A 26,312-nucleotide genomic window follows, 5' to 3' on the forward strand; every position below is an offset into this window, starting at 1 on the left:
CATCGGGTGCGCGGCGGCGGGAATCCATTCGAGCGCGGCTTTCACGTTCGCGGGCAGGCCGCGCATGCCCTTGAGCTTCGTTTTGTAAGCGGTCAACTCGGCCTGAGTCGGCAGCTTTTCGTGGACCAAGAGATAAGCGATCTCTTCGAATTCGCACGCGCCGGCGATGTCGAGAATGTCGTAGCCACGGTAATGCAGGTCGTTGCCGGTCTTGCCGACGGTGCACAGCGCCGTGTTGCCCGCCGTCACGCCTGACAGCGCGACGGATTTCTTCGGCTTGAATGCGCCTGCGGCCGGCGTGCTGTTGTCTGCTTCGCTCATGAATATGTCTCCAGATGCATTGGGGGTGCTTTTGACTTTGACTGCAGCCTGAAATGCAAAGAACGGGCCAGGCGTGGAAGGCTACGCTAAGTGACTGATTTAACAAAAGACCGCCGCCTGGTGCCATCCGCGAGACATTTCATAAATGAAATGAAAATTTCAAATTGGAAATGGGCGGGCGCATAATAGCCGGACCTCCCAAGTCCGCTGCGAGCACCTCACCTTGAGCACACCGCTTTTCGAACCCGGCCAGCGCCCTCGTATCTGGGCGCTCAGCATCAGCCGCCTGCGCGATCTGTTTTTCGACATCGCCGGCGAATACGTAGAGCGCGCGGATTTACGCATCGTCTCGCATGGTTTCGAAGACGCGGTGCGCGAGATCGAAGCCGCGGGCACCGGCCGTCCCGATGTCGTGATCGCGGGCGGCTCCAACGGCGCGTACCTGAAAACCCGCGTCTCCGTGCCGGTCGTGCAGATCAGCCCGACCGGCTTCGATGTGATGCATGCGCTCGCTCGCGCGCGGCGCGACGGTGCGAAGGTGGCGCTCGTCACGCACGGCAATACGCCGGATGAAGTGCGACGCTTCGTGAGCGCCTACGCGCTCGACGTCACGTTGGCGTCGTATCAATCCGCGCAGGATGCGGAAAGCGTCGTGCTCGATCTGCGCGATCGCGGCATCGACATGCTGGTCGGTCCCGGCCTCGCCACCGATCTCGCGGCGAACGCCGGCATGGGCGCGGTGTTCCTCTATTCGCGCGCGTCGATACGCGCCGCCTTCGACACCGCGCTCGAAGTCGCGCAAGCCACGCGCCGCGAAACGGTGCGTCGTCAACGACTCGACAATCTGCTGCAACATCTGCGCGACGGCGTGGTCGCACTCGACGCGCAAGGGCGAGTCGAAGCGATGAACCAGCGCCTCGCCAGCCTGCTCGGCATCGACGCGGCGCGCGCCGTGGGCCGCGTGCTGCTCGAACTCGCACCGGATCTCGCCGGCAGTCTGCCGGAGGCGGACGGCGACGCGTTCTGCACGGTGCGCGGTGCGAGCTACGTCGTGCATCGCGGGCCGCTGGCGAGCAGCGGGGCGGCGGCGGGCACGGTGCTGACGTTTCAGGAATCGCGTGCGGTCGAACGGCTCGACCGCACGTTGCGCTCGCGGCAGCGCGTGCAGCAGTTCAGCGCGCGCTACCGGCTCGACGATATCGTCGGCGCGTCCGCATCGATCGAACGGGTACGCAGGCTGGTCCAGCGTTATGCGCGCTCGGACGCCACCGTTCTGATTCTCGGCGAAAGCGGCACGGGCAAGGAAATGGTTGCGCAGAGCATGCATCAGTTGAGCGCGCGGCGCGATTTCGCGTTCGTCGCGATCAATTGCGGCGCGTTTCCCGAGGCCTTGCTGGAAAGCGAATTGTTCGGCTATGAGGAAGGCGCGTTCACCGGCGCGCGCAAGGGCGGCAAAGCGGGGTTAATCGAAGTGGCGCACCGAGGCACGCTGTTTCTCGATGAGATCGGCGAAATGCCGCTGTCGTTGCAGAGCCGGTTGCTGCGCGTGCTGCAGGAGCGCGAGGTGGTGCGGCTGGGTTCGACGGAGCCGACGCGGGTCGATATTCGCGTCGTCGCGGCAACGCATCGTGCGTTGACGGAGGGCATCGCGGCGGGCCGTTTCCGCGCGGACCTCTACTACCGGCTGAACATTCTGAGCATCGCGCTGCCACCGCTGCGCGAGCGTCCTACCGACCTGCTGCCGCTCGCCGTCGAGCTGCTATTGCAGGCCGCCACGCGTGAACCGAGGCTCACGGCACGCCTGCCGGACGCAGCGGCGGCGGAACGGGTGCTCGAAGGTCTCGGCGACGCATTGCGGCACTACCCGTGGCCGGGCAATGTACGCGAATTGCAGAACGTGATCGAGCGGCTTGCGGTGGAACTCGCCGATGCCGACACGGAGATAGAAACAGACGCGCTTCAGAGCGGCGCCACCCTCTCCCGCGACATACTGCGCACCGTCGCGCCGGAAATCACAGTCGAGCCTCAATCGCGCGCGAAAAAATCGGCGCTCACGCTACGCGAACGCAGCCGTCACGTGGAAGCGGATGAAATCCGCGCGGCGCTCGTCACCCACGGCGGCGACCGCGACGCGGTGTGCGCCGCACTCGGTATCAGCAAGACGACGTTATGGCGGAAGCTGAACGCGGCGCAGTAACGGCCACGGCACGCTTCGCCGCATTCGCCCCGGCGCGCTCGATAAACATGCTCGGCGTCATTCCACAACACCGCTTGAAATGCCGCCCAAAATGACTCTGATCGAAGAAACCGACCTCGGTCGCCACCACCGAGCCCGGCACGCCTTCGAGCAACAACATCTGCGCGCGCTGAATCCGTAAGCCGCACAGATACCGATACGGCGACGAACCATACTGCTGCCGGAACGCCGTCGCAAAACGCGACACGCTCAACGCGGAGAGCGCCGCGAGTTGCGCGAGCGTCACGGGTTCGTCGAAGTGCGCTTCGATAAACGCCCGCGCGGCGTTAAGCCCGAGCGACTGGGTCATGACATCACCGTGCTTGAACTGACCGCCGCCTGTCTCGCGGCGAATCGCTGAATGGAAAACGTGTCGAGTGGAATCTCGGTGCGGCCCGTTCCAACCAGTTCCGCCATCGTCTCGCCAACACCCGGACCGATCTGAAACCCCGAACCGCAAAAACCGAACGCGTAAAACAAGCCATCCACCTGACTGCTCGGACCGATCACCGGCTCGCTGTCGGGTAGATAGCTTTCCACGCCACTCCACACGCGAATCACATGCAGCGGCGCGAGCGCGGGCACGATCCGGCGCATTTGCCTGAGCTGACGCACGGTATTGACCGGCAGCACCGAGGCGCGGCACGTCACGGCGTCCGCCGGCCCAGGCGGCCCGCCACCCACGACGATGTTGCCGCGCGGAATCTGCCGGAAATAAATGCTCTCCTCCTTGATCGACGTGTAGACGCCGATCGACGACCTGAACACATACGGTACCGGCTCGGTCACACACATCTGCGGGCCGCTTACGACGAGCGGAACCGTTTCACCGAATTGCTCAGTCAAACGGGTGGCCCACGCGCCCGCGCAGATCACGAGTTGCGCCGCCCAATACACGTCGCCGCGTGCGCTCTCCACGCGAAAGCGTGCGCCGTCTTTCTCGACGCGAACAATCTCCGTGTTCTCGACGATCCGCGCGCCGAGCCGCGCCGCCGCGCGGCCAAATGCGGGCGCCGCGAGTCGCGGGTTCGCGTGACCGTCGAGCGGCGAAATCGACGCCGCCAACACTTCGCGGCCGAGAAACGGATAACGCTTGAACAAGGCCTCGCCGTGCAGCACTTCGAGGTCGAGACCGTGGGCCCGCGCATCGATCGCGTATTGATCGAAATGCTCGACGTCTTTCTGGTGATAACACACCCGCGTATGACCCACCGGCAGAAACTCGATGTCCTCACCGAGCAGGTCCGCCGAACGCTGCCACGTACGCAGCGCGCGATTCGACATCGCGAGTTGCGGCAACGAGCGACCTTGCCGGCGAATCCCGCCGAAATTCACGCCGCTCGCCTGCTGTCCCGTGAGACCGCGTTCGAGCAGAATCACCGAACGGTTGCGCTGGCGCAGAAAGAACGCCGTCGTGGTCCCCATGATGCCGCCGCCGATCACGATCACGTCGGCTTCGCCGCCCTTACCGGAGGAAGTCGCACTCATTCGCTCACCTCTTCGACTAGCGCCACGGGCAGCGGTTTGACCGGCGCCTGGCCGCGCAACCTGCCTACCGAAGACAACGGCACGCAGGCCGCCGCAGCGATAATTTCAGCACCCGCATGAGCACAATAACGCCCCTGGCAGCGGCCCATGCCGACCCGCGAAAACGCCTTCGCGCGATTGGCTTCCTGCGCGCCGTTCGCATGCACGACGCGGCGCAATTCGCCGGCCGTGATGGCTTCGCAGCGGCAGACGATCGTTTCATCCGGCAACGAAGCGGCGAACTTCGCCGGCCACGGAAACGCTTCTCGTAGTCCCGTAGCGAAGCGCGTGAAGCGCGCGAGTTCAGCGCGCAGGCGCTCGACGCCTTCGACCGGCGTACCGAGATCCTGCAACGCCGCCAACGCGGCCAAACGGCCCGAGCGTTCGGCGGCGTCCGCGCCGCGTACTCTTGCGCCATCGCCCGCCAGATAAATGCCTTGGATGCTGCTGCGGCCGTCGGTGTCGATTTGCGGAAGCCACTGCTGCGCGGCGTCGTCGAATACAAAGCGGCACCCTGCTAGATCCGCGAGTTGCGTCTCGGGACGCAAGTGATAGCCCAGCGCGACGGCATCGCACGCGAACTCGAGGCGCGCGCCGCCGGGCAGCGCAATTTCCACACCGCTCACGCCGCGTTGCGGCGAGCCTTTGATCTCGATCGGCTGCACGCCGCGATGAACCGGCACGTTTGCTTTGGCCAGCACACGCGTCAACGCGATGCCCTTCTTCAAAGCAGCGGGCATCGCCAGCAACTTCGGCAATGCGGCCAAGCGCTGCATGAACGTCGACGTATCGAGCACCGCCGCAACCTGTGCGCCGGCCTTCACGTACTGCGCAGCCACGAGATACAGCAACGGTCCGCTGCCCATCATCACGACACGCGAGCCGATCGCGCAGGCCTGCGATTTCAACGCGACCTGCGCGCCACCGAGGCTATACGTGCCCGCCTGATGCCAGCCCTTCACCGGCATCAGCCGATCGGTCGCGCCGCTACAAACGATCAGCGCGTCGAACGGCAGCGTCCGGTAGGACGTGCCGCTCGCCAGATGCACGGCATTCGGCGAGATATTCCACACCAGCGTATCCGGTAGATAGTCGATCTTGCTCTTCAACGCATCGAAGCTCTGGTGCAACGAAGCGGCACGCTCGGCCTCGGTGCCGTACAAGGTCTCGTAGCTGCGCGAAAACCCTTCCGGTTGCCGCCGATAAATCTGCCCGCCGTCGCGCCGCCCTTCGTCGATCACGGTCGGCCGCAGCCCCGCGTCGACCAGTGCCTGGGCGGCGCGCACGCCCGCCGGCCCGCCGCCGATCACCACTATCCGCGCGGCCATACGCCCTCCCCGGCTTCCGCCAGCTTCGTGACGATCGACATGCCGGGCGCGGCGGGCGTGCTGCATGCGCGCACGCGCTCGCCTTGCGCCGTCCACACCCAGCAATCCTGGCATGCGCCCATCAGGCAGAAACCGGCGCGACGTCCGTCCCCGAATTCGGAATCGCGCAAGCTGGTCGTACCGGTCAACAGCGCGACCATTAGCGTGTCGCCCTCGGCCGCTTCTCGCGCCACGCCGTCCACGGTGATCGCGAAGGTGCGGCGGCCGGTTTCCGCGAGCCGTACAAATCGTCCGTTCATGCCGGGATCGTCTCCAGGGTTTGCAAGCGGTTCAGTTCGGAGGCGGGATGGTGGCAAAGAATCTCCGCGCCGCAAGGCAGCTTCTTCAGCGACGGCGGCGTCATGTTGCATATGCCGTCGATCCGCACCGGACAACGCGCGCGGAACGCGCACAGCTCGGCGATATCGGCACTCTCGCCCATGGCCGGCAACGCACTGGCAACGATCCCGCGACGCGCGTCGAGCCAACCCGGCTTCAACACCGGCACCGAATCGACCAGCAAACCCGTGTAGGGGTGATACGGAGGCGCCGCAAGCATGTTGCGCTGCCCCGCTTCCACGCGATGCCCCGCGTACAGCACGATCACGTCGTCGCAGATCGCGCGCACGGTCGAAATATCGTGGCTGATGAACATGTACGACACGCCCAGTTCGCGCCGCAATTCGGCCAGCAGATCGAGGATCGCCGCGCCGACCACCGTGTCGAGCGCGGAGGTGACTTCGTCGCACAGAATCAACGCGGGATCGGCGGCGAGCGCGCGCGCCAGATTCACGCGCTGCTTCTGACCGCCGGACAAACCGGCCGGCGTGCGCGTGGCGATCGAAGCCGGCAGTTTCACCAGATCGAGCAGCGCCAGCATCCTCTTCTTCGCGTCCGAGCCGCGCAGATGGTGGTAAAACGCGAGCGGCCGGCCGAGAATGTCGGCAATCGAATGACTCGGGTTTAGCGCCGTATCCGCGTTCTGGAACACGATCTGAATCTGCCGGTACTGCTCCGGCGTGCGCCGCGACAGTTGCGCGGGCAACGGCTTGCCGTTGAACAACACCTCGCCGCTCGCACGGTCTACCAAACCCGCCACCACCCGTGCCAGCGTCGTCTTTCCCGAGCCGGATTCGCCGATCACACCGAGCGTGCTGCCGCGCGGAATCGACAGGCTGACGTCGTCGAGCACACGTACGGCAGGAGAACCGAACCGGTCGATGCGCCCATAACCCGCCGACAGCCCGCGAATTTCCAGCAACGGCGGCACATGTTTGCCGGGGTCGAGCGGCGTTTCCAATTCGAGTTCCGGGCGACGTGTCGCCGCCAGCAATTGGCGCGTGTATGCATCCACGGGCGCATCGAGCACTTGCGCGACCGCGCCGTTTTCCTTCACCGCGCCGCCGTTCAGAACGACGATGCGGTCCGCCATCTGCGCGACCACCGCCAGATCGTGCGACACGTACACGGCCGTCGTGCCCAACTCGCGCACTACCTTCTTGAAGGCCGCGAGCACTTCGATCTGCGTGGTCACGTCCAGCGCGGTCGTCGGTTCGTCGAATACCACCACGGCCGGATCGGTGATTAACGCCATCGCGGCCATCAGGCGCTGCAACTGGCCGCCCGACACCTGGTGCGGATAACGCTCGCCGATCGTCTCCGGCGCGGGCAACGCCAGCGCGCGGAACAGGCCGATCGCTTTGACCCGCGCCGCCTCTTTCGTCATCAACTGATGCAGCAGTGCCGGCTCGGTGACCTGATCCATGATCGTGCGCGCCGGATTAAAACCCGCCGCCGCGCTCTGCGCGACGTAAGCCACCGTACGCGCGCGCAACGCGCGGCGTCCTTTCGCGTCGAGCGACAACACGTCGAGCCCGCCGATGCACACCGAGCCGCCGCTGATCGAGCAGCCCGCGCGCGCATAGCCGAGCAGCGCCAACGCGATGGTCGTCTTGCCCGAGCCGGACTCGCCGATCAGCGCGAGCACTTCGCCCTGCTTCACCGAAAAATCGATACCCTTGACGATCTCCGTCACCGCTCCCGGCGCCGCACCGGCGACGACGCGCAGGCCTCTGACTTCAATCATGTCCCGTTCGGCCATCACGCACCTCCATGGCTACGGCCGCGACGCCGCAAATTGTCGATCAGCAGATTCATGCCGATCGTCAGCGTCGCAATCGCGACGGCCGGCATCAACACAGCGGGCGCGCCTTCCGACAAGCCGCCGATGTTCTCGCGCACCAGCGATCCCCAATCGGCATTCGGCGGCTGCACGCCGAGCCCGAGAAAACTGAGCCCGCTGAGCAACAGCACGATGAACACGAAGCGCAAGCCGAAATCCGCGAGCATCGGATGAATCATGTTCGGCAGTACCTCGACCCGCGCGATATAGAAAATCCCTTCGCCGCGAGCCCGCGCTACCTGCACGTATTCGAGGCCCATCAGGTTCACCGCGAGCGAGCGCGAAATGCGGAATGCGCCGGGAATGTAGGCCAATGCCGCGACCGTGGTCAGCATCGGGATCGACGAACCGAACGCGGCGATCACCACCAGCGCGAGCACCTTGCTCGGAATCGAAATAAGCGCGTCGAACAGACGGCTGACGATTTCATCGACCCAGCGGCCGGACACCGCGGCCAGCAAACCGAAGAACGTGCCGATCACGCTGGCCAGCACCGCGGCGGCCAGCGCGAGCCCGACCGTGTAGCGCGCGCCATAGAGAATCCGGCTCAGCATATCGCGGCCCAGATAGTCGGTACCGAGCGGATACGCCGCGCTATACCGCCCGAAAATTTCCGTCGACGTCAGCGCGCCGCCTTTGTACGGCGCGACCAGCGGTCCGACGAAGGCGACCAGCAGCCAGAACACGACCATCGTCAGGCCGATCAGCCCGAGCACGGAAAAACGCTGCACAAGCCGCTTGAACACGCCCTGCTTCAACGCGGCCGTTTCGACGGGTGCGGGCTCGGCGACCAGTTCGTCGCGCTGTACGTCGTACAGCTCCGTGCCCGCGTGGGGAACGTGGTGAGGATTGGTAGGTTGGCTCATCATCGACGTAGCCTCGGGTTGGAAACGATTTGGCACAGATCGGCGATCAGCACGAGAGCGAGATACGCCGCGCAGAACACCATCACGCAGCCCTGTACGAGCGGCATGTCGCGATTAGTGACTGCATCGACCATCAGGCTCGCAAGGCCGGGATAGTTGAAGATCGACTCGACGATCACCACGCCGCCGAACAGATACGACAGACTCAGCGCCACCGCGTTGGCAATCGGCCCGACCGTGTTCGGCAACACATGCCGCCACACCACCCGCACCGGCGAGGCGCCCTTGAGCACCGCCATTTCCACGTACGACGAATTGAGCTGATCGAGCACGGCGGCGCGCGTCATGCGCGCCATCTGCGCGACGAGCACGCAGCACAACGTCATGACCGGCATCGCGTAGATACGCAGCAACGCACCGAACGAATGCACTTCCGACAGATACGACAGCGCCGGCAGCCAGCGCAGCTTCACGGCGAAGATCAACACCGCGACGGTCGCGATCAGGAATTCCGGCACTGCCACGGTCGACAGCGTCAGCACGTTGAGCGTACGGTCGAGCAGCGAGCCACGAAACATGGCCGACGCAATGCCGATCGTCAACGCGAGCGGCACCGAGACCAGCGCCGTGAGACCGGCGAGGACCAGCGAGTTCGGCAGACGCGTCGCGATCAGCTGGCTGACGGGCAGATTGTTCGACATCGAGGTGCCGAAATTGCCGGTGACCACCTGTACCAGCCATTCGACGTAGCGTTGCAGCGCCGGCTGATCGAGCCCGAACTGATGCCGCAACGCGGCGACGGCCTCGGGCGTCGCCGCCTGACCGAGCGCCTGCTGGGCCGCGTCGCCCGGCAGCAGCCCGGTAATGGCGAAGACGACCGCCGACACCAGCAGCAACGTGAGCAGCGCAAGGCCGAGGCGCGCGGCGATAAGACGTTGCGCATGAGCTTTCATTGAAAGTCGCCTCCTATAGCAGCAGGACCTATCGGGCTCAACTTTCGAGCCAGACGTTTTCCGCAAACATGAAACCCATCAACCCGGCCAGCGGAATCGAGCCGAGGCCCTTGAGCTTGTTCGTGTACGCGTCGAGCGAGCTCTGAAACAACGGAATGCCAATGCCGCCGTTGTCGTGCACCAGCACCTGCATGTCGCCGTAAATCTTCTTGCGCTTGGCGTCGTCGGGTTCGCCGCGGGCGGCGACCAGCATCTGATCGAACTTCGCGCTCTTCCAGTTCGCTTCGTTCCACGGCGCGTCGGACTTGAAGAACTGCGTGAAGATCACGTCCGCGCTCGGGCGCGCATTCACCGAGCCGTAGCCGAGCGGATGCTTCATCCAATGGTTCGACCAGTAGCCGTCCGCCGGCACGCGCGTCACTTGCAGATTCAGGCCCGCTTGCGGCGCGGCCTGCTGTAGCAGCATGGCCATTTCGACCGAACCTTCGGCAGCCGGCGACGCGTAAATCTGGATCGGCGCGCTGCCTACCTTCGCCTTCTGGAAGTAGAACTTCGCCTTGTCCGGATCGAAGCCGCGCTGCGGCAAACCGGCCAGGTAGTACTTGTTGGTCGGATCGATCGGCTGATCGTTGCCGATCGCACCGTAGCCCTGAAAAATCGCCTGACGAATCTGATCGCGATTCTGCAGATACATCATGCCGCGCCGAAAATCGTCGTTACCGGTAATACCGTTTTCGTCGCGCACGATCAGATCGGTATATTCGCCGGTCTTCGTTTCCAGTACCGAGTGGCCGCCGGCGCTCTTGATCTGCGCGGTCGAACGCGGGCTCACCGAGTTGATCAACTGCACGTCGCCGGAAAGCAGCGCATTCACGCGCGCCGATTCGTCGCCGATACCGATCAGCTCGATTTCGTCCAGATGCGGCATGCCCGGCTTCCAGTACTTCTCATTCTTCGTACCGACCGTGCGTACGCCCGGCGAGAACTCCTTGACCTTGAACGGACCGGTGCCGATCGCGGTTTTGAAATCCTTGGTGCCGTCCTTGATGATGAGGAAGTGCGAGGTCGCGAGAATCACCGGCAGGTCGGCATTCGCGCCTTCCAGCGTGATGGTCACTTCGTTCGGGCCGGTGGCCTTCACTTCCTTGATCTGGTCCGCCAGCGTCTTTGCCTTCGAGGCCGTGGCCGGGTCCTTGTGACGCATGATCGAGTAGACGACGTCGGCCGGCGCGAGCGCCTTGCCGTCGTGGAACTGCACCCCCGTGCGCAGCTTCACGACCCACACGATCGCGTCTTTTGTGTCCAGCGAAGTGGCCAGCGCCATCTTCGCGCCGAGGTGCGAGTCGAGTTCGGTCAGCCCGTTGTAGAACATGAAGCCCCGCACATAGTCGGTGCCGAGCGCGCCCTTCGCGGGATCGAGCGTGTCGGCGGCGGAGGCCGATTGCGTCGCCACCCGGATCTTGCCGCCCTGCTTCGGCTTCGCCTGCGCGAGGGCCGCGCCGCTCGCGGACAACAGGCCGGCGCCCGTCACGGACATCATGCCGGCCGCGGCCATCGCGCGCAGCACGTCACGCCGCGAGGCTCCCCTGGCGGTCAAACGCTCCAGACTCGTGTCGAGTTGAAGCACGCCGTGTTGCGAGTTTTCCTTATTCATCGAACATCTCCGCGAGGGTAAGCGAGGTTGAATTGTGGGTGCGGCTGTGTGGTTTTGATTGCCTGATACGACAACGGGAACTCAGTAAAAAATATCCTTGATGCGGTAGTACGTGCCCACCAACGGCAGAAACCACGGCTTACCGGTGTGGCCTGGAATCGCCGGCCATTCGGTCTCGCGCCAAGGGTTCTGCTCGTCGTGCCCGTCCATCACGTCGGCCATCACCTGGCCCATGTGCGTCGACATCTGCGTACCATGGCCGCTATAGCCCATCGAGAAATAGACGCCGTCATGCTGTCCGGCATGCGGCAGACGGTCGGCGCTCATGTCGACCAGACCGCCCCAGCAATAGTCGATGCGCGCGCTCGCCAGTTGCGGAAACATCGCGACGAGACCGTCCCGCAGAATCCGTCCGCTCTTCGCATCCGACGGTTGTTCGGACGCCGTGAAACGCGCGCGGCCGCCGAACAGCAGACGCGAGTCGGGCGTCACGCGGAAGTAGTTGTGCATCAGCCGCGTGGTGGTGTACGCGCGCTGCTTCGGCAACACCTGCTGAAGCAAGGCCGGCGGCAACGGCTCCGTCACGACGATGAACGAGCCGATCGGCGCGATACGACGCCGATACCAGCCGAACGGACCATGCCGCGACGGACCCGTCGCGATCAGCACCTGCTTCGCGCGCACTTCGCCGCGCGCGGTGGTGACGCGATAACCGCTGCCGTCCTTCACGATCGCGCTGACCGCCGCGTTCTCATACAGCTTCGCGCCACGCCGCACGGCGGCATCGGCGAGGCCGACGGTGAACTTGCCCATATGCATCTGGCCGCCGTGCCGTTGCAACAGGCCGCCATGAAAACTGTCCGATTGAACTTCGCTGCGAATCCGTTCGCGGCCGATCAGTTCGATATCCGTATCGACTTCGCGGCGAATCATCTCGGCCGTCTTCTCCAGATGCGCGAGATGATGCGGTTTCGATGCCAGCTTCAGCTTGCCGTTCGCGACGTAGTTGCAGTCGATGTTCTCCTCGCGAATCAGCCGCTCGACTGTGTCGACCGCATCCGAAAACGCGCGATAACACGCACTGGCCCGCTCGACCCCGAGTTGCGCGACCAGCGCGACGAAATCCTGCGCAACGCCGGTATTGACCTGCCCGCCGTTGCGCCCGGACGCACCGCCGCCGATCCGTCCCGCGTCCACCACGGTCACGGCCGCGCCGCGCTTGCCCAGCGCCTGCGCCGCCGACAGTCCGGTGAAGCCGCCGCCGATCACCAGCACATCGGCCTGGCCGTCGACCGGGCCTTCACACGCCGACAACAGCGGCGGCGCGGTGTCGAGCCAATAGGAATCGAGCTTCATCCGGTCTGTCCTTGAGTGGGGCAATGAGCGAGGCGGCCTGGGGTTTTCAGCGCGTGCGAGCCGCGCTTACAGACCGAGTTCCGCGGCCAGATGCGGAATGTCGTTGACCTCGTAGTACTGGTAGTACGGCGTGGACGGTTCATGGCCGCGCTTGACGAAGGCCTTGTGCTTGATGCCGAGGTCATGCGCGGTCATCAGGTCGTAACGCAAGCTCGACGACACATGCAGCACGTCTTCCGGATTGCAGTCCAGCTGATCGAACATGTATTCGAAGCCTTGCATGCGCGGCTTGTACGATTGCGCCTGTTCCGCGGTAAAGACTTTGTGGAACGGCGCGCCGAGCTTGTCGACGTTGCTTTGAATCTGGTTGTTCGAAGCGTTAGACAGAATCACCAGCTTGTACTTTTTCGCCAGACGCGCGAGACCTTCCGGCACGTCGGGATGCGGGCCCCAGGTCGGCACGGCCGTATAGATCTTTTCGGCTTCCACTTCGTTGAACTCGACGCTCATGCGTTTGCAGGCACGGCGCAACGCGTTGACGACCACGTCGCGATACGGCTTCCATGCGCCGAGCACTTCGTCGCGGCGATAGCCCGCATAAAACGCGACGAGCTTTTCCAGATCCTCGCCGCTCAGCAGGTGGCCGAACATTTCGCGCGTCATGTCGGCCATGCGGAATTTGGTCAGCGTGCCGTAGCAGTCGAAGGTGATGTACTTCGGTTCGAATTCGATCATGATGATGCAGTCCTATCGAGGTGGTGAACTCGCAGCGAGCTCATTGACGAAAACAGTGGAAAGCTCAGCGCTGTTAAAGATTTAATCAGCGCAAAAACATAGATGTTTCTGATTCGGGTGCTGCTGGTGACACAAACCATGCGTTTTTGGGCCGCTGGACAGCACAGAATGCGGCGTTCGGCCTGAAAGCCTTGCTGGTTATGGGTTTGCGCGTGCTCAAGGTCGCAGGTCGATCAGCACGCTTTTGAAACGCAGGTTGGCCTCATAGGCTTGGCGGCCGAGGTCCTTGCCGATACCCGAGCGCTTGTAGCCGCCCGTCGGAATCATGAAATCGGCGCTGCGTCCGTACCGGTTGACCCACACCGTGCCCGCTTCAAGGCCGCGCACGAAGCGCAGCGCCCGGCCGAGGTCTGCCGTATGCACACCGGCGGCGAGCCCGTAGTCGGGATGCTGGGCGAGCGCGAGCGCTTCTTCTTCGGTGTCGAAGGTTTGCAGCGTCAGCACGGGACCGAAGATTTCCTCGCGTACGGCCTCGGAATGCGGCGTGACGTCCGCGAGCAAGGTCGGCGAATAGAACGCCCCGTGCGCGCCGCCGTCGACGCGCGTGCCGCCATAGCGCAGCGTCGCGCCCGCTTCCAGCGTACGTCCGACGATTGCCTCGATACGTGCCGCCTGCGGCGCGGAGATGATCGGCGAAAGCGTCGTATCCGCGGCCCACGTCGCGCCGGGTTTCAGTTCGGCGAAGAGTTTGCCGATGCGCTCGGCCAACTCATCGGCAAGGCCCCGCTGAACCAGCAGCCGCGATCCCGTCACGCACACCTGACCGGCATTGCCGGTAATCGAGCCGGCAATCCGGCGCGCCACGTCGTCCAGACGCGGCGCGTCGGCGAAGACGATTTGCGGGCTCTTGCCGCCCAGTTCCAGCGTGACCGGTTTGGTGCCGCTTTGGGCACACGCTGTCATGATCGCGGCGCCGGTGCGCGTGGAGCCCGTGAACGTGACCTTGCCGATTCTTGGGTGGCGCACGAGCTGGTCGCCGGCTACGCGGCCATCGCCCTGAATCACGTTGAAAATGCCGGCCGGCACGCCCGCCTGGACCGCCAGTTCGGCGAGGCGCAGCACCGAGAACGGCGTCATCTCCGACGGTTTCAGCACCACTGCGTTGCCCGCCGCCAGCGCGGGGGCGATCTTCCACGATGCCATGACCAGCGGGAAATTCCACGGTGCGATCGCGCCGATCACGCCATAAGGTTCGGCGATCGTCATGCCCAGATGATCGTGATCGGTGGCTGCCACCTCACCGCCCAGCTTGTCGGCGAACTCCGCGTAAAAGCGCATGCCCTCGGCGGTGAACGGCACGTCCCAACCGACCGCCTGAGCGATTGGACGCGTCGAACCCAGTGCTTCGAGGCGGCCGAGGGTCGGCGCATCGGCTTCGACCAGGTCGGCGAAACGGCGCAGGATCTTTGCGCGATCGCGCGGCGCCATGCGCGCCCAGCCGCTGTGCCGGAAGGCCTGCCAGGCGTTCTCGACCGCGCGGTCCACCAGCGCGGCATCGGCGAGCGGAATAGACGCATAGATCACGCCGTCCGAAGGGCGTGCAACCTCCATGCGGTGCGCGCCGTCGCGCTCGTTGCCATCCACATACTCGCCGCCGATGAAATGCCCGCTGCGAATCGCGACGTCGTTCGGATTGAAGCTGTTCATGAGAGAGGTCCTGTGTGACTGGCTGGAGGGTCCGCGCGGCCGGCCTTCATCACGCCGCCGCCATGACAAAATCGTAGAGCCGCGCGCCTGGCATATGTCGCCGACAAAAATCGCCGCACAGCAGAACGCGCTGGTAATACGGGTCCAGACTGGGCGTTTTGCATCGATTTGCATGACGGCCCGTTCCGGCGCCCCGGATAAAAAGATCGTCCTAGTCACACTGCGCAGCGGATGACACAGTGACGGCGTAAGCCTTCAGCCATCCTGGGAGTCCGGCGTGTCCGATTCGAAGACCGATTCGATTACCTATAGACGCTTCACCCTCGACGACATCGCCGCCGCCCACGCGCTGACCGTCGAGCTCAAGTGGCCGCATCGCGCCGACGACTGGCGCTTCGTCGCGCAACTGGGCGTGGGTTTCGTCGCGGAAGACGCGAGCGGCATGATCGGCACCGCCCTGTGCTGGAAGTACGGCACGGATCGCGCGTCGCTCGGCATGGTGATCGTGTCGCCGGCGCGGCAGGGGCGCGGCATCGGCAGAAAGCTGATGGAATGCGTGCTGGAAGAACTCGACGGCCGCGTCACGTTTCTCCACGCAACCCCCGCCGGTCAGCCGCTCTATGAAAAGCTCGGCTTTCGCGCGGCCGGCACGCTCGATCAACATCAGGGCGCGGCGTTCCAGCCGCCGCTCGTGTCCTTGCCGCCGGGCGAACGTCTGCGCCCGCTCGGTTCGAGCGATACGGCACGGCTGGTCGAACTGGCTTCGCGGGCAAGCGGCCTGGATCGTGGCGAGGTCCTGCCCGCGTTGATGAGCGCCGCCGACGGCATCGCGCTCGACCGCGACGGGGAGCTGGTCGGCTTCGCGCTGTTTCGCCGCTTCGGGCGGGGCTTCGCGATCGGGCCGGTGGTTGCGCCCGCATCCGACGGTGCAAGCCGCGCCAAAGCGCTCATCAGCCACTGGCTCGCGCTGAATGAAGGCGTGTTCGTGCGGATCGATACGCCGGGCGACAGCGGCCTGACGGAATGGCTGGAACAGTTGGGGTTACCGCGCGTGGATACGGTGGTGAAGATGGTGCGAGCCGCGGCCGACCTCGATAACGAGGCCGCACCGGCGAATGAAGTTGCGTCCGCAAGCACCGCCACTGCCACTGCTGCCGCCAGACAGGCCGCCTGCCTTCAATACGGCATCATCAACCAGGCAATCCTCTGACCGATCATGGCCTTTCTCTACAAAGCCGACCCGGCGCGCGGCGCCCAGTGGGCCAAACTTTTCGCACAGAAAGCGCCGGATCTGCCGTTTCATATCTGGCCCGATCACGGCGATCCGGCCGCGATCCGTTATCTCGCCGCCTGGCAGCCGCCTGACCATCCCACCCGCACGTTTCCGAATCTGGAAGTGGTGTTCTCGGTGGGTGCCGGTATCGATCAGTTCGACCTGTCGAGCGTACCGGCGCACGTGCCTGTGGTGCGCATGATCGAACCGGGGATCGTCGAAGGCATGGTCGAATATGTCGTCCAGGCGGTGCTGACCATTCATCGCGATCTGTTCGACTATGGCCTGCAGCAACAGCAGCAGATGTGGCACGAACTGCCGCTCAAGCCGGCCGGCCAGCGGCGCGTCGGCGTGCTCGGACTCGGCGTATTAGGCACGGCCGTACTGGAGCGCTTGCGGCTGTTTGGCTTCGACTGCGCGGGATGGAGCCGCTCGGCACGCGAGATCGAGGGCGTCGACTGTTATGCCGGCGAAGACGCGCTTGACACGTTTCTGGCGCGCACCGACATCCTGATCTGTCTGCTGCCGCTGACGCCCGCGACCCGTGGCCTGCTCGACGCAACGTTGTTCGCGAAGCTGCCGCGCGGCGCATCGCTGGTTCAAACCGGGCGTGGACCGCATCTGAATCAGCAGGATCTGCTCGCCGCGCTAGACAGCGGCCAGTTGCACAACGCGATTCTCGACGTCACCGATCCCGAGCCGCTGCCCGTCGGGCATGCACTGTGGCGGCATCCGCGCGTGCGCATCACGCCGCATATCGCCAGCGCGACGCGCCCCGACACCGCCGTCGACGTGGTGCTCGACAATCTGCGCCGCCATCGCGAAGGCTTGCCGATGCTCGGTCAGATCGACCGGACCCAGGGTTATTGAGCACCGTGCGGGACGCTAAACGCGCACGCGGCACGGCGTTTCAACACCCGCAGCAGAAAATGCCGAGTTCATGCATCAAAACGCGTCGCGCGCGCTTTTCAGGCAATTGTTTAGGCAAGCGGTGAATCGTCGCTCGTCAGTAGTATGGAACGGTCAACAGCCTTTTCCCGCGACGAGAACCCATCATGCCGATTCATTCGCTCATTGAAGCCGACCGCAAGCATCTGATCCATCCTGTCATCAACTACCGCGCGCACGAGGCCCGTGGCGTCACCGTGCTCGAATCGGCCAGCGGCGCGTTTCTGCGCGATGCGGCCGGCAACGAACTGCTCGACGCTTTCTCGGGCTTGTGGTGCGTGAACACCGGCTACGGCCAGCAAAGTATCGTCGACGCGGCCACCGCGCAGATGCAGAAGCTGCCCTACGCGACCGGCTATTTCCACTTCGGCTCGGAGCCGGCCATCGAGCTGGCGCAAAAGCTGGTGGAGCTATCGCCCGCTTCGTTGCAACACGTGTACTTCACCCTCGGCGGTTCCGACGCGGTCGACTCCGCACTGCGCTTCATCACGCATTACTTCAACGCCACGGGCCACCCGTCGAAGAAACACATCATCGCGTTGCAACGCGGCTATCACGGTTCGTCGACCACCGGCGCGGGCCTCACTGCGTTGCCCGCGTTCCATCGCAACTTCGATCTGCCGCTGCCGAACCAGCACCATCTGCCGTCGCCGTATGCGTACCGCAACGATTTCGCCGACGACGCCGCGTTGATCGCCGCGTCGGTCGCCGCCCTCGAAGCGAAGGTCGCCGAACTCGGCGCCGACAACGTCGCGGCGTTCTTCTGCGAACCGATCCAGGGCTCGGGCGGCGTGATCGTACCGCCGGTCGGTTGGCTCAAAGCCATGCGTGACAGTTGCCGTAAGCTCGGCATTCTGTTCGTCGCCGATGAAGTCATCACCGGTTTCGGCCGCACCGGTCCGCTGTTCGCCTGCCAGGGCGAACACGTCGAACCGGATCTGATGACGGTGGCGAAAGGTTTGACAGCCGGCTACGCGCCGATGGGCGCGGTGCTCATGTCCGATGAAATTTACCAGGGCATTGCGGATGGCGACGCCGAAGCGGTGGTCGGCCATGGTCACACGTATTCGGCGCATCCGGTGAGTGCGGCGATCGGCCTCGAAGTGCTGCGCCTGTATCACGAAGGCGGCTTGCTGGCGAACGGCGTGGCGCGCGCACCGCGCTTCGCGCGCGGTCTCGATGCGCTGCTCGCGCATCCGCTGGTGGGCGACGCGCGCCATCGCGGCCTGCTCGGCGCACTCGAACTGGTCGCCGACAAAGACAGCAAGGCGGGCTTCGACCCGGCGCTGAAACTGTCCGAACGGATCGCCGCCGCCGCGTATGAAAACCGCCTGATTTTCCGCGCATTCGGCGACAACATACTCGGCTTCGCACCGGCCTTGTCGTACACCGAGGCCGAGTTCGACCTGATGTTCGAACGACTCGAAAAGACCCTCGACGACGTACTCGCGCAAGCCGACGTCAGGGCCGCGCTGAAGGTCAAAACTCACGCCGCTGCATGCTAGAGTAGAGGCACCCTCAGCCTGTCACCCAACCGCCGGAGCGACAACGTTACGATGAGCAGCGACTGCAAGCTTGACCGGATCGACCTGCGGATACTTTCACAGCTGCAGAAGAAAGGCCGCATCACCAACGTCGAGCTTGCCGACGCGGTGGGCCTTTCGCCCAGCCCTTGCCTGATTCGCGTCAAACGTCTGGAGCAGGCCGGCTACATCATCGGCTATGGTGCGCAGATCCAGCTCGAAAAGCTCGGCGACGTGCAGATCGTGTTCACTGAAGTCACGCTCGCCGATCATCGGCGCGAAGACTTCATCAAGTTCGTGAATGCGATCCGCGACGTCGACGAGATCGTCGAATGCCATCTCGCAAGCGGCGGCTACGACTATCTGCTGAAGTTCGTCACGCGCAGCGTGAGCCACTATCAGAGCATTGTCGAAGGCTTGCTCGAACGCGATATCGGCATCGAGAAATACTTCAGCTACGTGATCATCAAGTCGCCGTTCGTGAAGAGCCATTACCCGCTCGAAACGCTGTTCTCGCAAAACCACAAGTAGGCGAAACACCGCGCGCCGTTGACCTCAGCGTTCAACGGCGTTTTCCGGCGCGTCGCCTTCAACCGGCGGACTCCATTGGGCGAATTCCTCGCTCAGAAAGTCGACGCACACCCGCACCTTCGCCGACTGCGCGAGCCTCGCCGGATACACCGCCCACAGATTCGCCGGTTGCGTGACCTCGGGCAGCACCTGCTGCAACTGACCGCTGTCGAGCAGCGGCCGCACGTCCCACATGGAACGCAACACGATGCCTCGTCCGGCCAGCGCCCATTGCACCGCCACTTCGCCGTGATTGGTCGACAACGGCCCGGTGACCTTGATCGAGACCGCTTCGCCGCGCACCGTCAAGCGCCACAAACCGAACGGATGATCGCGCTCCTTGATCGCAAGACACGCATGCGAGGACAGCTCGGTGAGTTGCCGCGGCGCGCCATGCCGCGCGATATACCCCGGCGACGCGCACAGCACGCGATGATTCGACGCGAGCCGCCGCGCGATCAGATGCGGCGCGATCTCGTCGCCGATGCGAATGTCGAGGTCGAAACCTTCACCGGCCACATCCACGAGACGATCGAACAGATCCAGCCGCACGCTCAGTTGCGGATAGCGCTCCGAGAAGCGCGCCAACGCGGGCGCCACGAAACGTCGGCCGAAGCCGAAGCTGCTGGAGATGCGCAACTTGCCGCCGGGAATGCGGCGCGTGGTGGAGACGTCTTCCACCAGTTGATCGACGTCGTCGAGGATCTTCTCGGCCCACGCATAAACGCGTTCGCCGGCTTCCGTAATTGCGACCCGGCGCGTGGACCGATGCAATAAACGCGTACCGAGCGTAGTCTCGAGCACGTTGATCCGCTTGCTGACGTACGCCGCCGATACCGACAAGGCCTCCGCCGCCGCGCTGAAGCTGGACTTGCGCGCCACTTCGCAAAACACGCGCAAATCGCCGAGATCGGGTGATGGGACGGAGTTCATAGGTCGCTCGGCGGTCCATGCGTTTGTACACGATTCGTGCACAGTGGCTTAACTAAAGCGATCATTTTAGGCGCAAACAGCAGGAATAAAATAAACCCATTGAAGCGTCGAACGTCCTAATGGAGGAGCAGCAACATGTCGAAGAAATATCGGATCGCGGTCATTCCCGGCGACGGCATTGGTGTCGAAGTGATGCCCGAAGCGTTACGCGTGCTGGAAGCGGTGAAAACCCGCTTCGACCTCGAGTTCGAATATCAGCACATTGAATGGGCGAGCTGCGACTACTACGCGAAGCACGGCAAGATGATGCCGGACGACTGGAAAGCACAACTGCAATCCGCCGACGCGATTCTGTTCGGCGCGGTGGGCTGGCCCGACACGGTGCCCGACCACGTTTCGCTGTGGGGTTCGCTGCTCAAGTTCCGCCGTGAATTCGATCAGTACATCAACCTGCGGCCCGCGCGCCTGTTTGCCGGCGTGCCGTCACCGCTGGCGGGCCGCAAGGCCGGCGACATCGACTTCTGGATCGTGCGCGAAAACACCGAGGGCGAGTATTCGTCGGTGGGCGGCGTGATGTTCGAAGGCACCGAGCGCGAGTTCGTGTTGCAGGAGTCGGTGTTCACGCGGCACGGCAGCGAGCGCGTGTTGAAGTTCGCGTTCGACCTCGCACAGCGGCGTGAACGCAAGAAAATCACGGTCGCCACCAAGAGCAACGGCATTGCGATCAGCATGCCGTGGTGGGACAAATGCGCGGCCGGCGTCGCGGCACAGTATCCCGACGTGACGTGGGACAAGCAGCATATCGACATTCTCTGCGCGCGCTTCGTGCTGAACCCGGATCGCTTCGACGTGGTGGTCGCCACCAATCTGTTCGGCGACATTCTGTCCGACCTCGGCCCCGCCTGTACCGGCACGATCGGCCTCGCGCCCTCGGCCAATCTCAATCCCGACCGCAAGTTTCCGTCGCTGTTCGAACCGGTGCACGGCTCCGCGCCCGACATCGCCGGCAAGAACGTCGCCAATCCGATCGCGATGATCTGGTCGGCCGCGATGATGCTCGATTTCCTCGGCAATCACGCCGGCAAGGAACGTGAGGCCCACGACGCGATTCTCGCGGCCATCGAAGCCACCCTGGTGGCCGGCCCGCATACCGGCGACCTGGGCGGCAAGGCGAACACCACCGAAGTCGGCCACGCTATCGCGGCTAAACTCCAGTAGGCCCGGCCGAATCCGCCCGGGTTTGCGCCGCCACTCCCTTTGCCAGGACACTTACGCATGAGCATCGAAGCCTATCCGATCGAAGTCGACTTCCCCGACATCTCGGTGCATGAAGCATCGTCGTCAGGGGTCGCCTATGTCCATACGTTCGACTCCGGCCTGCCCGGACCGCACGTTATGATCAATGCGCTCACGCACGGCAACGAAGTATGCGGCGCGATCGTCGTCGACGAACTGCTGCGCCGCCAGTTGCGGCCCCGACGCGGGCGCCTCACGCTGGCATTCGCCAACGTCGCCGCTTACCTGAGCTTCGATCCTGCGAAGCCCGACGCCGCGCGTTTCGTCGATCAGGACTTCAACCGCGTGTGGACCGCCGCGACGCTCGACGACACGTCGCGCACCTCCAGCGAATTGGCGCGCGCCCGCGAGATGCGGCCGGTGATCGACACGGTCGACACCCTGCTCGATCTGCATTCCATGCACGAAAAGAGCAAGCCGCTGATCGTCGCGGGACCGCTGCAAAAAGGCAGCGAACTGGCCGTGCGGCTCGGCACGCCGGCCACGGTAATCTGCGACGAGGGCCATCCCGAAGGCCGCCGTATGCGCGACTACGAAGGCTTCGGCGACCCCGCCAGCGCGAAGAACGCGTTGCTGATCGAATGCGGACAGCACTGGGAACGCGGCGCGGTCGGCGTGGCGCGCGACACCACCGCGCGGTTTCTGCTGCTGGCCGGCGTGATCGACGAAACGGATCTGCCGGAGGGCTGGCTCGCGCCGTTGCCGTCCGCGCAGCACATCGTGCGCGTCACGCAACCGGTCGTGGCGACCAGCATGGACTTCCGCTTCGCCGCGCCGTACACGGGTCTGGAAATCTTCGATAAAGCCGGTGCGGTGATCGGCTGGTCGAATGGCGAGGCGGTGCTCACGCCGTACGACAACTGCATGCTCGTCATGCCTTCGCTGCGGCAATTGCGGCCGGGCGTCACGGTCGTGCGGCTCGGCAAGATCGAACAGACCGTCACGCGTCCTGAAACAGCGGGCCTGTGATCCGCTTCAGTACATTCAAAAGGTAAAGCGACGATGAAGGTACAGCAGCTCAAACAAAGCGTGAATCTGCGCAATCTCGAAGACTGGGGCACGGTCGGCTTGCCCGGTACGACGCCCATCCAGGTATCCGGCGTGCAACGCGTGATCGAAGGCAGCGAGGCGGTCGATACCGGCATTTTCGAATGCACGGCGGGCACTTACCGCCGCTCGATCAAGCAGGCCGAGGTGATGCACTTTATCGCTGGCCGTGGCCGCTTCACCCCGGACAACGAGGAGACCATCCACTTCGCGAGCGGCGACACGCTGTTCTTCGAAGCCAATACGGAAGGCCTCTGGGAAGTCGAGGAGACCATGCGCAAGGTGTACGTGATCTTCTGAATACCGCGTTACGTAATACAACCAACGCCGCGCTGGGCCGTTAGGGTCGGCGCGGCGTTTTTCGTTCTCTTCCTCCGGTCTTTTCCCGGCACGCCGACGCGCGCCGCGGCCTCCGCAGTCCTCTCCGCTGTTCAGCCCCTTCTCCTTTCCGACGCACCGCTGCAACACGCTCGGGTAATCCCGCGTTGACCCTTCGTTGTCGATCTACTTACAGTGACGCCTGTTCGCACAAAGAATCACAGTTCTTTATACGAACAAATTACAAAAATTGATTGACGATCGGATTGCCCGGCTTGCCAGCAAGCCGGAGCAGGTCGCCTTGGAGAACATCCGCATGAATCGCAACATCACCATGACCCGGCTCGCCTGCGCGGTGGCCGCATTGGCCAGCGCGCCTGCTTTCGCCCAAAGCAGCGTCACGCTGTACGGTATCGTCGACACGGGTATTGGCTATCAGAGCAGCCAGGCGCCTTCGCTCGGCTCGACCTCGGGCGGCAAGTCGAGCGTCAAGATGATCAACGGCGTGTGGGCCGGCAGCCGCTTCGGCCTGAAGGGTGCGGAAGATCTGGGCGGCAACACCAAGGCAATCTTCCAGCTGGAGTCCGGCTTCAATTCCGTCACCGGCGGCCAGCAATACACGAACGCGATGTTCGGCCGCCAGGCGTGGGTCGGCGTGACGAACCCGACCTACGGTACATTCCAGGCCGGCCGCCAGTACACCGCGTACTACTCGCTGCTGTCGCCGTACAGCCCGACCACGTGGCTCACCGGCTACTACGGCGCGCATCCGGGCGACGTCGACGCACTCGACACGATCTACCGCGCCAACAACTCGCTGGTCTACACGTCGCCGAAGCTGTACGGCTTCACGTTCAGCGGCTCCTATGCGGTCGGCGGCGTGCCGGGCAGCCTCAACCGCGGCTCGACGTGGAGTGGCGCGGTGCAATACCTCAACGGCCCGGTCGGCATCGCGGTCGGCTTCATGCGCATCAACAATTCGACGGTAGGCGGCGGCGCGTATGGCGCGGATTCGACCGTGTCGAATAACGGCGCGCAGCCGGGCGTGTCGGCGGTGACCAACGGTTATCAGACCGCTCAGGCGCAGCAGCGCTTTGCCGTGACCGGCGGGTATAACTTCGGCAATGGCTGGGACGTGTCGGCGGCTTACTCGAACGTGCAGTACATTCCGGGCGTCGGTTCGAGCTTCCGCGACACCGCCATCTTCAACACGGCCGGCGCAGTGCTGCACTGGAAGCCGAGCGTCGCGTGGGACTTCGCCACCGGCTACAGCTACACGCGCGCGACCAAGGCGAACGGCATCACGAGTTCGGCGCAGTACCAGCAGGTCAACCTGTCCGAGTACTATTCATTGTCGAAGCGCACTGGTCTCTACGCCTTGCAGGCGTTCCAGCGCACCAACGGCAACACGCTCGGCACGGCCGGCTCGGGGCATATCATCAGTGCCACGGCCACGATTGGCGACGGCTTCCAGAGCGCGCCATCGTCGTCACGCAGCCAGTTCGCGGCGGGCGTCGGCATCGTGCACCGCTTCTAAACGACGCGCGATCGTAGAAGAAAGAAAGGCTCGTGATCGCGAGCCTTCGCGCTTTTTCGCAGTCAGGAGACCATCATGAGCCGCAGCACCGCTGTGAACGTTCAAACCTTCATCAACGAACATCCCTTCTCGCCGTTCCAGTGGCTCATTTTCTTCATGTGCTTCGTCATCGTCCTGCTGGACGGTTTCGACACGGCGGCGATCGGCTTCATTGCGCCTTCGCTGATCGCCGAATGGGGCATCACGAAACCGGCGCTCGCACCGGTGTTGAGCGCCGCGCTGTTCGGCCTCGCTTGCGGCGCGCTCGGCTCGGGGCCGCTGTCCGACCGCCTCGGGCGACGCTCGTTGCTACTCGGCTCGGTGCTGCTGTTCGGCGTGGCGTGCCTCGCGTCGGCCTTCTCGACCAACATCGAACAACTCACGGCGCTGCGCTTCGTGACCGGCGTCGGACTCGGCGCGGCCATGCCGAACGCCGTGACGATGATGGGCGAATACTGTCCGGATCGCCGTCGCGCGACGCTGATCAATCTGATGTTCTGCGGCTTTCCGCTCGGCGCCGCGTTCGGCGGTTTTCTCGCCGCGTGGATGATTCCGCATGTCGGCTGGCGCAGCGTGTTGCTGCTCGGCGGGGTCACGCCGCTGTTGCTGCTGGTCCTGCTGTTGATCAAGATGCCGGAATCGGTTCGCTACATGGTCGCCAATAGCGCACCGGTCGAGCGGATTCGTACGGCGCTCGCGCGCATTTCGGACGAAGCCGCGCAAGCGGGTTCGTTCACCATGACGGAAACCGCGCCGCAAACCGGTGGCAAAGGCATCGGCGTGGTGCTGTCGCGTTCGTATATCGTCGGTTCGATGATGTTGTGGATCGCGTACTTCATGGGTCTCGTGATCTTCTACGCGTCGATCAACTGGATGCCGATTCTGCTGAAAGACGCCGGCCTCACACCGCAACGCGCGACGCTGATTTCGGCGCTGTTCCCGCTCGGCGGCGTGGGCGCCGTGCTGTGCGGCGTGCTGATGGACAAGTTCAACGCGAACCGGATCATCGCCGCGTGCTATGCGTTGACGGCCTTGAGCGTGTACTTCATCGGTCAGGCGGTGGGAAATGTCGGCGCGCTGGTGTTCATCGTGTTCTTGGCGGGCGTGTTGATGAATACCGCGCAATCGTCGATGCCCGCGCTCGCCGCCGCGTTCTATCCGACCGAAGGACGCGGCACGGGTGTCGCCTGGATGCTCGGGATCGGGCGCTTTGGCGGAATCGCGGGGTCGTTCCTGGTCGCGGAACTGACGCGACGTCATTTCTCGTTCGGCGGGATCTTCGCGATGGTCGCAATCGCGGGTTTAATTGCGTGCGTGGCGCTGCTCATCAAGCAGGCGGCGCGGCCGCATGCCGCAACGGCGGCGGCGCAGAAAGTGGAGTCGTTCGGGCATTGATCGGCGTGCGCAAAAAAACGTCACGCGCCACTTACCGATAAACTACGCGGTTCTTTGTTCGCGCGGTCGCTGCGGTGGCACATGCCATCGCTGTCATACCGCGCTCATTTAATGACAGGATTCAGGTCATGAAACGCGTAGTCGTATCCGCCCTGCTGGCAGCGGCGTGCCTCGCCCAACCGGCGGCACAGGCCGTCGCTCAAACGGTCAGCAATCAATGTTTCGCACTCGGCGATATCGCCGGGCAGGTTGCGTCGTGGCGCTCGCACAAGAAGACCCGGGCACAAGCGCTCGAACAGGCGGCCAAGTACTACAAGGATCCCTCCGACCGGCAGGCGGTCGACGCGATCATTGAAAAAATCTACGCGCCGAACGCACCGCATATGACGCCGGATCAGGCGAGCATGGTGTTCACGTCGGACTGCGCGAACCAGAACAAGACGCAGGCGCCCGCACAGTAGCGCCTGGTTTCAGCCGGCTATTTCGCCGAGTCGCCGCCGCGGCCGACGCCAACCAGCCGAGCATTTCT

Annotated in this window: 24 protein-coding genes; 11 read left to right on the top strand and 13 right to left on the bottom strand. The window is 64.1% G+C overall.

The window, feature by feature from the left end:
- The coding region (locus B0G83_RS32535) for a citrate/2-methylcitrate synthase (protein ID WP_308701535.1) at window positions 1-321 on the bottom strand (321 nt) is incomplete at its 3' end.
- Window positions 322-544: 223 nt separating this feature from the next.
- On the opposite strand from B0G83_RS32535, the gene prpR reads away from it, so the two are divergent.
- Window positions 545-2,518, top strand: coding sequence for a propionate catabolism operon regulatory protein PrpR (gene prpR / locus B0G83_RS32540; protein WP_105511442.1), 1,974 nt, complete (start codon window positions 545-547; stop codon window positions 2,516-2,518).
- On the opposite strand, the gene B0G83_RS32545 is transcribed toward prpR, so the two are convergent.
- The 11 genes from B0G83_RS32545 to B0G83_RS32595 form a co-directional block, all read right to left on the bottom strand.
- Entirely contained in the window at window positions 2,475-2,867 is a 393-nt protein-coding gene (locus B0G83_RS32545; RefSeq protein WP_105511443.1) for an AraC family transcriptional regulator, read from the bottom strand. The genes prpR and B0G83_RS32545 overlap by 44 nt on opposite strands.
- Complete coding sequence (locus B0G83_RS32550; protein WP_105511444.1) at window positions 2,864-4,045, bottom strand: FAD-binding oxidoreductase; 1,182 nt, start codon at window positions 4,043-4,045, stop codon at window positions 2,864-2,866. The genes B0G83_RS32545 and B0G83_RS32550 overlap by 4 nt, the downstream gene beginning before the upstream one ends.
- The gene (locus tag B0G83_RS32555) at window positions 4,042-5,412 is read right to left on the bottom strand and encodes an NAD(P)/FAD-dependent oxidoreductase (protein ID WP_105511445.1); all 1,371 of its coding nucleotides are present in this window, start codon (window positions 5,410-5,412) and stop codon (window positions 4,042-4,044) included. Before B0G83_RS32555 ends, B0G83_RS32550 begins: the two co-directional genes overlap by 4 nt.
- Entirely contained in the window at window positions 5,397-5,711 is a 315-nt protein-coding gene (locus B0G83_RS32560) for a (2Fe-2S)-binding protein (RefSeq protein WP_105511446.1), read from the bottom strand. The genes B0G83_RS32555 and B0G83_RS32560 overlap by 16 nt, the downstream gene beginning before the upstream one ends.
- Window positions 5,708-7,552, bottom strand: a complete 1,845-nt coding sequence (locus B0G83_RS32565; RefSeq protein WP_105511447.1) for an ABC transporter ATP-binding protein — start codon at window positions 7,550-7,552, stop codon at window positions 5,708-5,710. Before B0G83_RS32565 ends, B0G83_RS32560 begins: the two co-directional genes overlap by 4 nt.
- The gene (locus tag B0G83_RS32570; protein WP_105511448.1) at window positions 7,552-8,502 is read right to left on the bottom strand and encodes an ABC transporter permease; all 951 of its coding nucleotides are present in this window, start codon (window positions 8,500-8,502) and stop codon (window positions 7,552-7,554) included. Before B0G83_RS32570 ends, B0G83_RS32565 begins: the two co-directional genes overlap by 1 nt.
- On the bottom strand, window positions 8,499-9,452 hold the full coding sequence (locus B0G83_RS32575; RefSeq protein ID WP_105511449.1) for an ABC transporter permease: 954 nt from the start codon (window positions 9,450-9,452) through the stop codon (window positions 8,499-8,501). The genes B0G83_RS32570 and B0G83_RS32575 overlap by 4 nt, the downstream gene beginning before the upstream one ends.
- Window positions 9,453-9,489: 37 nt before the next feature.
- Window positions 9,490-11,106: an ABC transporter substrate-binding protein gene (locus B0G83_RS32580; protein WP_105511450.1), complete on the bottom strand. Its 1,617-nt coding sequence runs from the start codon at window positions 11,104-11,106 to the stop codon at window positions 9,490-9,492.
- A gap of 81 nt (window positions 11,107-11,187) precedes the next feature.
- Complete coding sequence (locus B0G83_RS32585) at window positions 11,188-12,462, bottom strand: FAD-binding oxidoreductase (protein ID WP_105511451.1); 1,275 nt, start codon at window positions 12,460-12,462, stop codon at window positions 11,188-11,190.
- 66 nt (window positions 12,463-12,528) lie between these two features.
- Complete coding sequence (locus B0G83_RS32590) at window positions 12,529-13,197, bottom strand: haloacid dehalogenase type II (protein WP_105511452.1); 669 nt, start codon at window positions 13,195-13,197, stop codon at window positions 12,529-12,531.
- Between the two features lie 216 nt (window positions 13,198-13,413).
- Entirely contained in the window at window positions 13,414-14,904 is a 1,491-nt protein-coding gene (locus tag B0G83_RS32595) for an aldehyde dehydrogenase (protein ID WP_105511453.1), read from the bottom strand.
- A 277-nt stretch (window positions 14,905-15,181) separates the two neighbouring features.
- Between B0G83_RS32595 and B0G83_RS32600 the strand changes: the two genes are divergently transcribed.
- The 4 genes from B0G83_RS32600 to B0G83_RS32615 all read left to right on the top strand — a co-directional run bounded on the left by B0G83_RS32600 (window position 15,182) and on the right by B0G83_RS32615 (window position 19,179).
- Window positions 15,182-16,114, top strand: coding sequence for a GNAT family N-acetyltransferase (locus B0G83_RS32600; protein ID WP_105511454.1), 933 nt, complete (start codon window positions 15,182-15,184; stop codon window positions 16,112-16,114).
- Window positions 16,115-16,120: 6 nt separating this feature from the next.
- On the top strand, window positions 16,121-17,047 hold the full coding sequence (locus B0G83_RS32605; RefSeq protein WP_105511455.1) for a glyoxylate/hydroxypyruvate reductase A: 927 nt from the start codon (window positions 16,121-16,123) through the stop codon (window positions 17,045-17,047).
- Window positions 17,048-17,232: 185 nt separating this feature from the next.
- Window positions 17,233-18,630, top strand: a complete 1,398-nt coding sequence (locus B0G83_RS32610; protein ID WP_105511456.1) for an aspartate aminotransferase family protein — start codon at window positions 17,233-17,235, stop codon at window positions 18,628-18,630.
- 51 nt (window positions 18,631-18,681) lie between these two features.
- A complete protein-coding gene (locus B0G83_RS32615) occupies window positions 18,682-19,179 on the top strand; it encodes an Lrp/AsnC family transcriptional regulator (protein WP_105511457.1) in 498 nt (165 codons plus the stop codon).
- A 24-nt stretch (window positions 19,180-19,203) separates the two neighbouring features.
- Here the strand turns inward: B0G83_RS32615 and B0G83_RS32620 are convergent, their stop codons facing one another.
- Window positions 19,204-20,151, bottom strand: a complete 948-nt coding sequence (locus B0G83_RS32620) for a LysR substrate-binding domain-containing protein (protein WP_105511458.1) — start codon at window positions 20,149-20,151, stop codon at window positions 19,204-19,206.
- Window positions 20,152-20,286: 135 nt separating this feature from the next.
- Between B0G83_RS32620 and B0G83_RS32625 the strand changes: the two genes are divergently transcribed.
- The 6 genes from B0G83_RS32625 to B0G83_RS32650 all read left to right on the top strand — a co-directional run bounded on the left by B0G83_RS32625 (window position 20,287) and on the right by B0G83_RS32650 (window position 26,244).
- Window positions 20,287-21,369, top strand: coding sequence for a tartrate dehydrogenase (locus B0G83_RS32625; protein ID WP_105511459.1), 1,083 nt, complete (start codon window positions 20,287-20,289; stop codon window positions 21,367-21,369).
- A gap of 57 nt (window positions 21,370-21,426) precedes the next feature.
- Window positions 21,427-22,416: a succinylglutamate desuccinylase/aspartoacylase family protein gene (locus B0G83_RS32630; RefSeq protein ID WP_105511460.1), complete on the top strand. Its 990-nt coding sequence runs from the start codon at window positions 21,427-21,429 to the stop codon at window positions 22,414-22,416.
- Between the two features lie 33 nt (window positions 22,417-22,449).
- Complete coding sequence (locus B0G83_RS32635; protein ID WP_035555324.1) at window positions 22,450-22,794, top strand: cupin domain-containing protein; 345 nt, start codon at window positions 22,450-22,452, stop codon at window positions 22,792-22,794.
- 334 nt (window positions 22,795-23,128) lie between these two features.
- Window positions 23,129-24,349, top strand: a complete 1,221-nt coding sequence (locus B0G83_RS32640) for a porin (protein WP_258168423.1) — start codon at window positions 23,129-23,131, stop codon at window positions 24,347-24,349.
- A gap of 75 nt (window positions 24,350-24,424) precedes the next feature.
- Window positions 24,425-25,783 (top strand): MFS transporter, encoded by a 1,359-nt coding sequence (locus B0G83_RS32645; protein ID WP_105511461.1) that lies wholly within the window; start codon window positions 24,425-24,427, stop codon window positions 25,781-25,783.
- Between the two features lie 128 nt (window positions 25,784-25,911).
- Entirely contained in the window at window positions 25,912-26,244 is a 333-nt protein-coding gene (locus B0G83_RS32650; RefSeq protein ID WP_105511462.1) for a hypothetical protein, read from the top strand.
- Window positions 26,245-26,312 lie beyond the last annotated feature (68 nt).

The organism is Paraburkholderia sp. BL21I4N1 (assembly GCF_002973525.1).
In the GTDB taxonomy this organism is placed as follows: domain Bacteria; phylum Pseudomonadota; class Gammaproteobacteria; order Burkholderiales; family Burkholderiaceae; genus Paraburkholderia.

What these genes read in the sequence shown, in the direction of transcription:
- B0G83_RS32545 (WP_105511443.1), bottom strand. Translation starts at nt 2,867, where the DNA reads ATGACCCAGTCGCTCGGGCTTAACGCCGCGCGGGCGTTTATCGAAGCG.
- B0G83_RS32550 (WP_105511444.1), bottom strand. Translation starts at nt 4,045, where the DNA reads ATGAGTGCGACTTCCTCCGGTAAGGGCGGCGAAGCCGACGTGATCGTG.
- B0G83_RS32555 (WP_105511445.1), bottom strand. Translation starts at nt 5,412, where the DNA reads ATGGCCGCGCGGATAGTGGTGATCGGCGGCGGGCCGGCGGGCGTGCGC.
- B0G83_RS32560 (WP_105511446.1), bottom strand. Translation starts at nt 5,711, where the DNA reads ATGAACGGACGATTTGTACGGCTCGCGGAAACCGGCCGCCGCACCTTC.
- B0G83_RS32565 (WP_105511447.1), bottom strand. Translation starts at nt 7,552, where the DNA reads ATGGCCGAACGGGACATGATTGAAGTCAGAGGCCTGCGCGTCGTCGCC.
- B0G83_RS32570 (WP_105511448.1), bottom strand. Translation starts at nt 8,502, where the DNA reads ATGATGAGCCAACCTACCAATCCTCACCACGTTCCCCACGCGGGCACG.
- B0G83_RS32575 (WP_105511449.1), bottom strand. Translation starts at nt 9,452, where the DNA reads ATGAAAGCTCATGCGCAACGTCTTATCGCCGCGCGCCTCGGCCTTGCG.
- B0G83_RS32580 (WP_105511450.1), bottom strand. Translation starts at nt 11,106, where the DNA reads ATGAATAAGGAAAACTCGCAACACGGCGTGCTTCAACTCGACACGAGT.
- B0G83_RS32585 (WP_105511451.1), bottom strand. Translation starts at nt 12,462, where the DNA reads ATGAAGCTCGATTCCTATTGGCTCGACACCGCGCCGCCGCTGTTGTCG.
- B0G83_RS32590 (WP_105511452.1), bottom strand. Translation starts at nt 13,197, where the DNA reads ATGATCGAATTCGAACCGAAGTACATCACCTTCGACTGCTACGGCACG.
- B0G83_RS32595 (WP_105511453.1), bottom strand. Translation starts at nt 14,904, where the DNA reads ATGAACAGCTTCAATCCGAACGACGTCGCGATTCGCAGCGGGCATTTC.
- B0G83_RS32605 (WP_105511455.1), top strand. Translation starts at nt 16,121, where the DNA reads ATGGCCTTTCTCTACAAAGCCGACCCGGCGCGCGGCGCCCAGTGGGCC.
- B0G83_RS32610 (WP_105511456.1), top strand. Translation starts at nt 17,233, where the DNA reads ATGCCGATTCATTCGCTCATTGAAGCCGACCGCAAGCATCTGATCCAT.
- B0G83_RS32615 (WP_105511457.1), top strand. Translation starts at nt 18,682, where the DNA reads ATGAGCAGCGACTGCAAGCTTGACCGGATCGACCTGCGGATACTTTCA.
- B0G83_RS32620 (WP_105511458.1), bottom strand. Translation starts at nt 20,151, where the DNA reads ATGAACTCCGTCCCATCACCCGATCTCGGCGATTTGCGCGTGTTTTGC.
- B0G83_RS32625 (WP_105511459.1), top strand. Translation starts at nt 20,287, where the DNA reads ATGTCGAAGAAATATCGGATCGCGGTCATTCCCGGCGACGGCATTGGT.
- B0G83_RS32630 (WP_105511460.1), top strand. Translation starts at nt 21,427, where the DNA reads ATGAGCATCGAAGCCTATCCGATCGAAGTCGACTTCCCCGACATCTCG.
- B0G83_RS32635 (WP_035555324.1), top strand. Translation starts at nt 22,450, where the DNA reads ATGAAGGTACAGCAGCTCAAACAAAGCGTGAATCTGCGCAATCTCGAA.
- B0G83_RS32640 (WP_258168423.1), top strand. Translation starts at nt 23,129, where the DNA reads ATGAATCGCAACATCACCATGACCCGGCTCGCCTGCGCGGTGGCCGCA.
- B0G83_RS32645 (WP_105511461.1), top strand. Translation starts at nt 24,425, where the DNA reads ATGAGCCGCAGCACCGCTGTGAACGTTCAAACCTTCATCAACGAACAT.
- B0G83_RS32650 (WP_105511462.1), top strand. Translation starts at nt 25,912, where the DNA reads ATGAAACGCGTAGTCGTATCCGCCCTGCTGGCAGCGGCGTGCCTCGCC.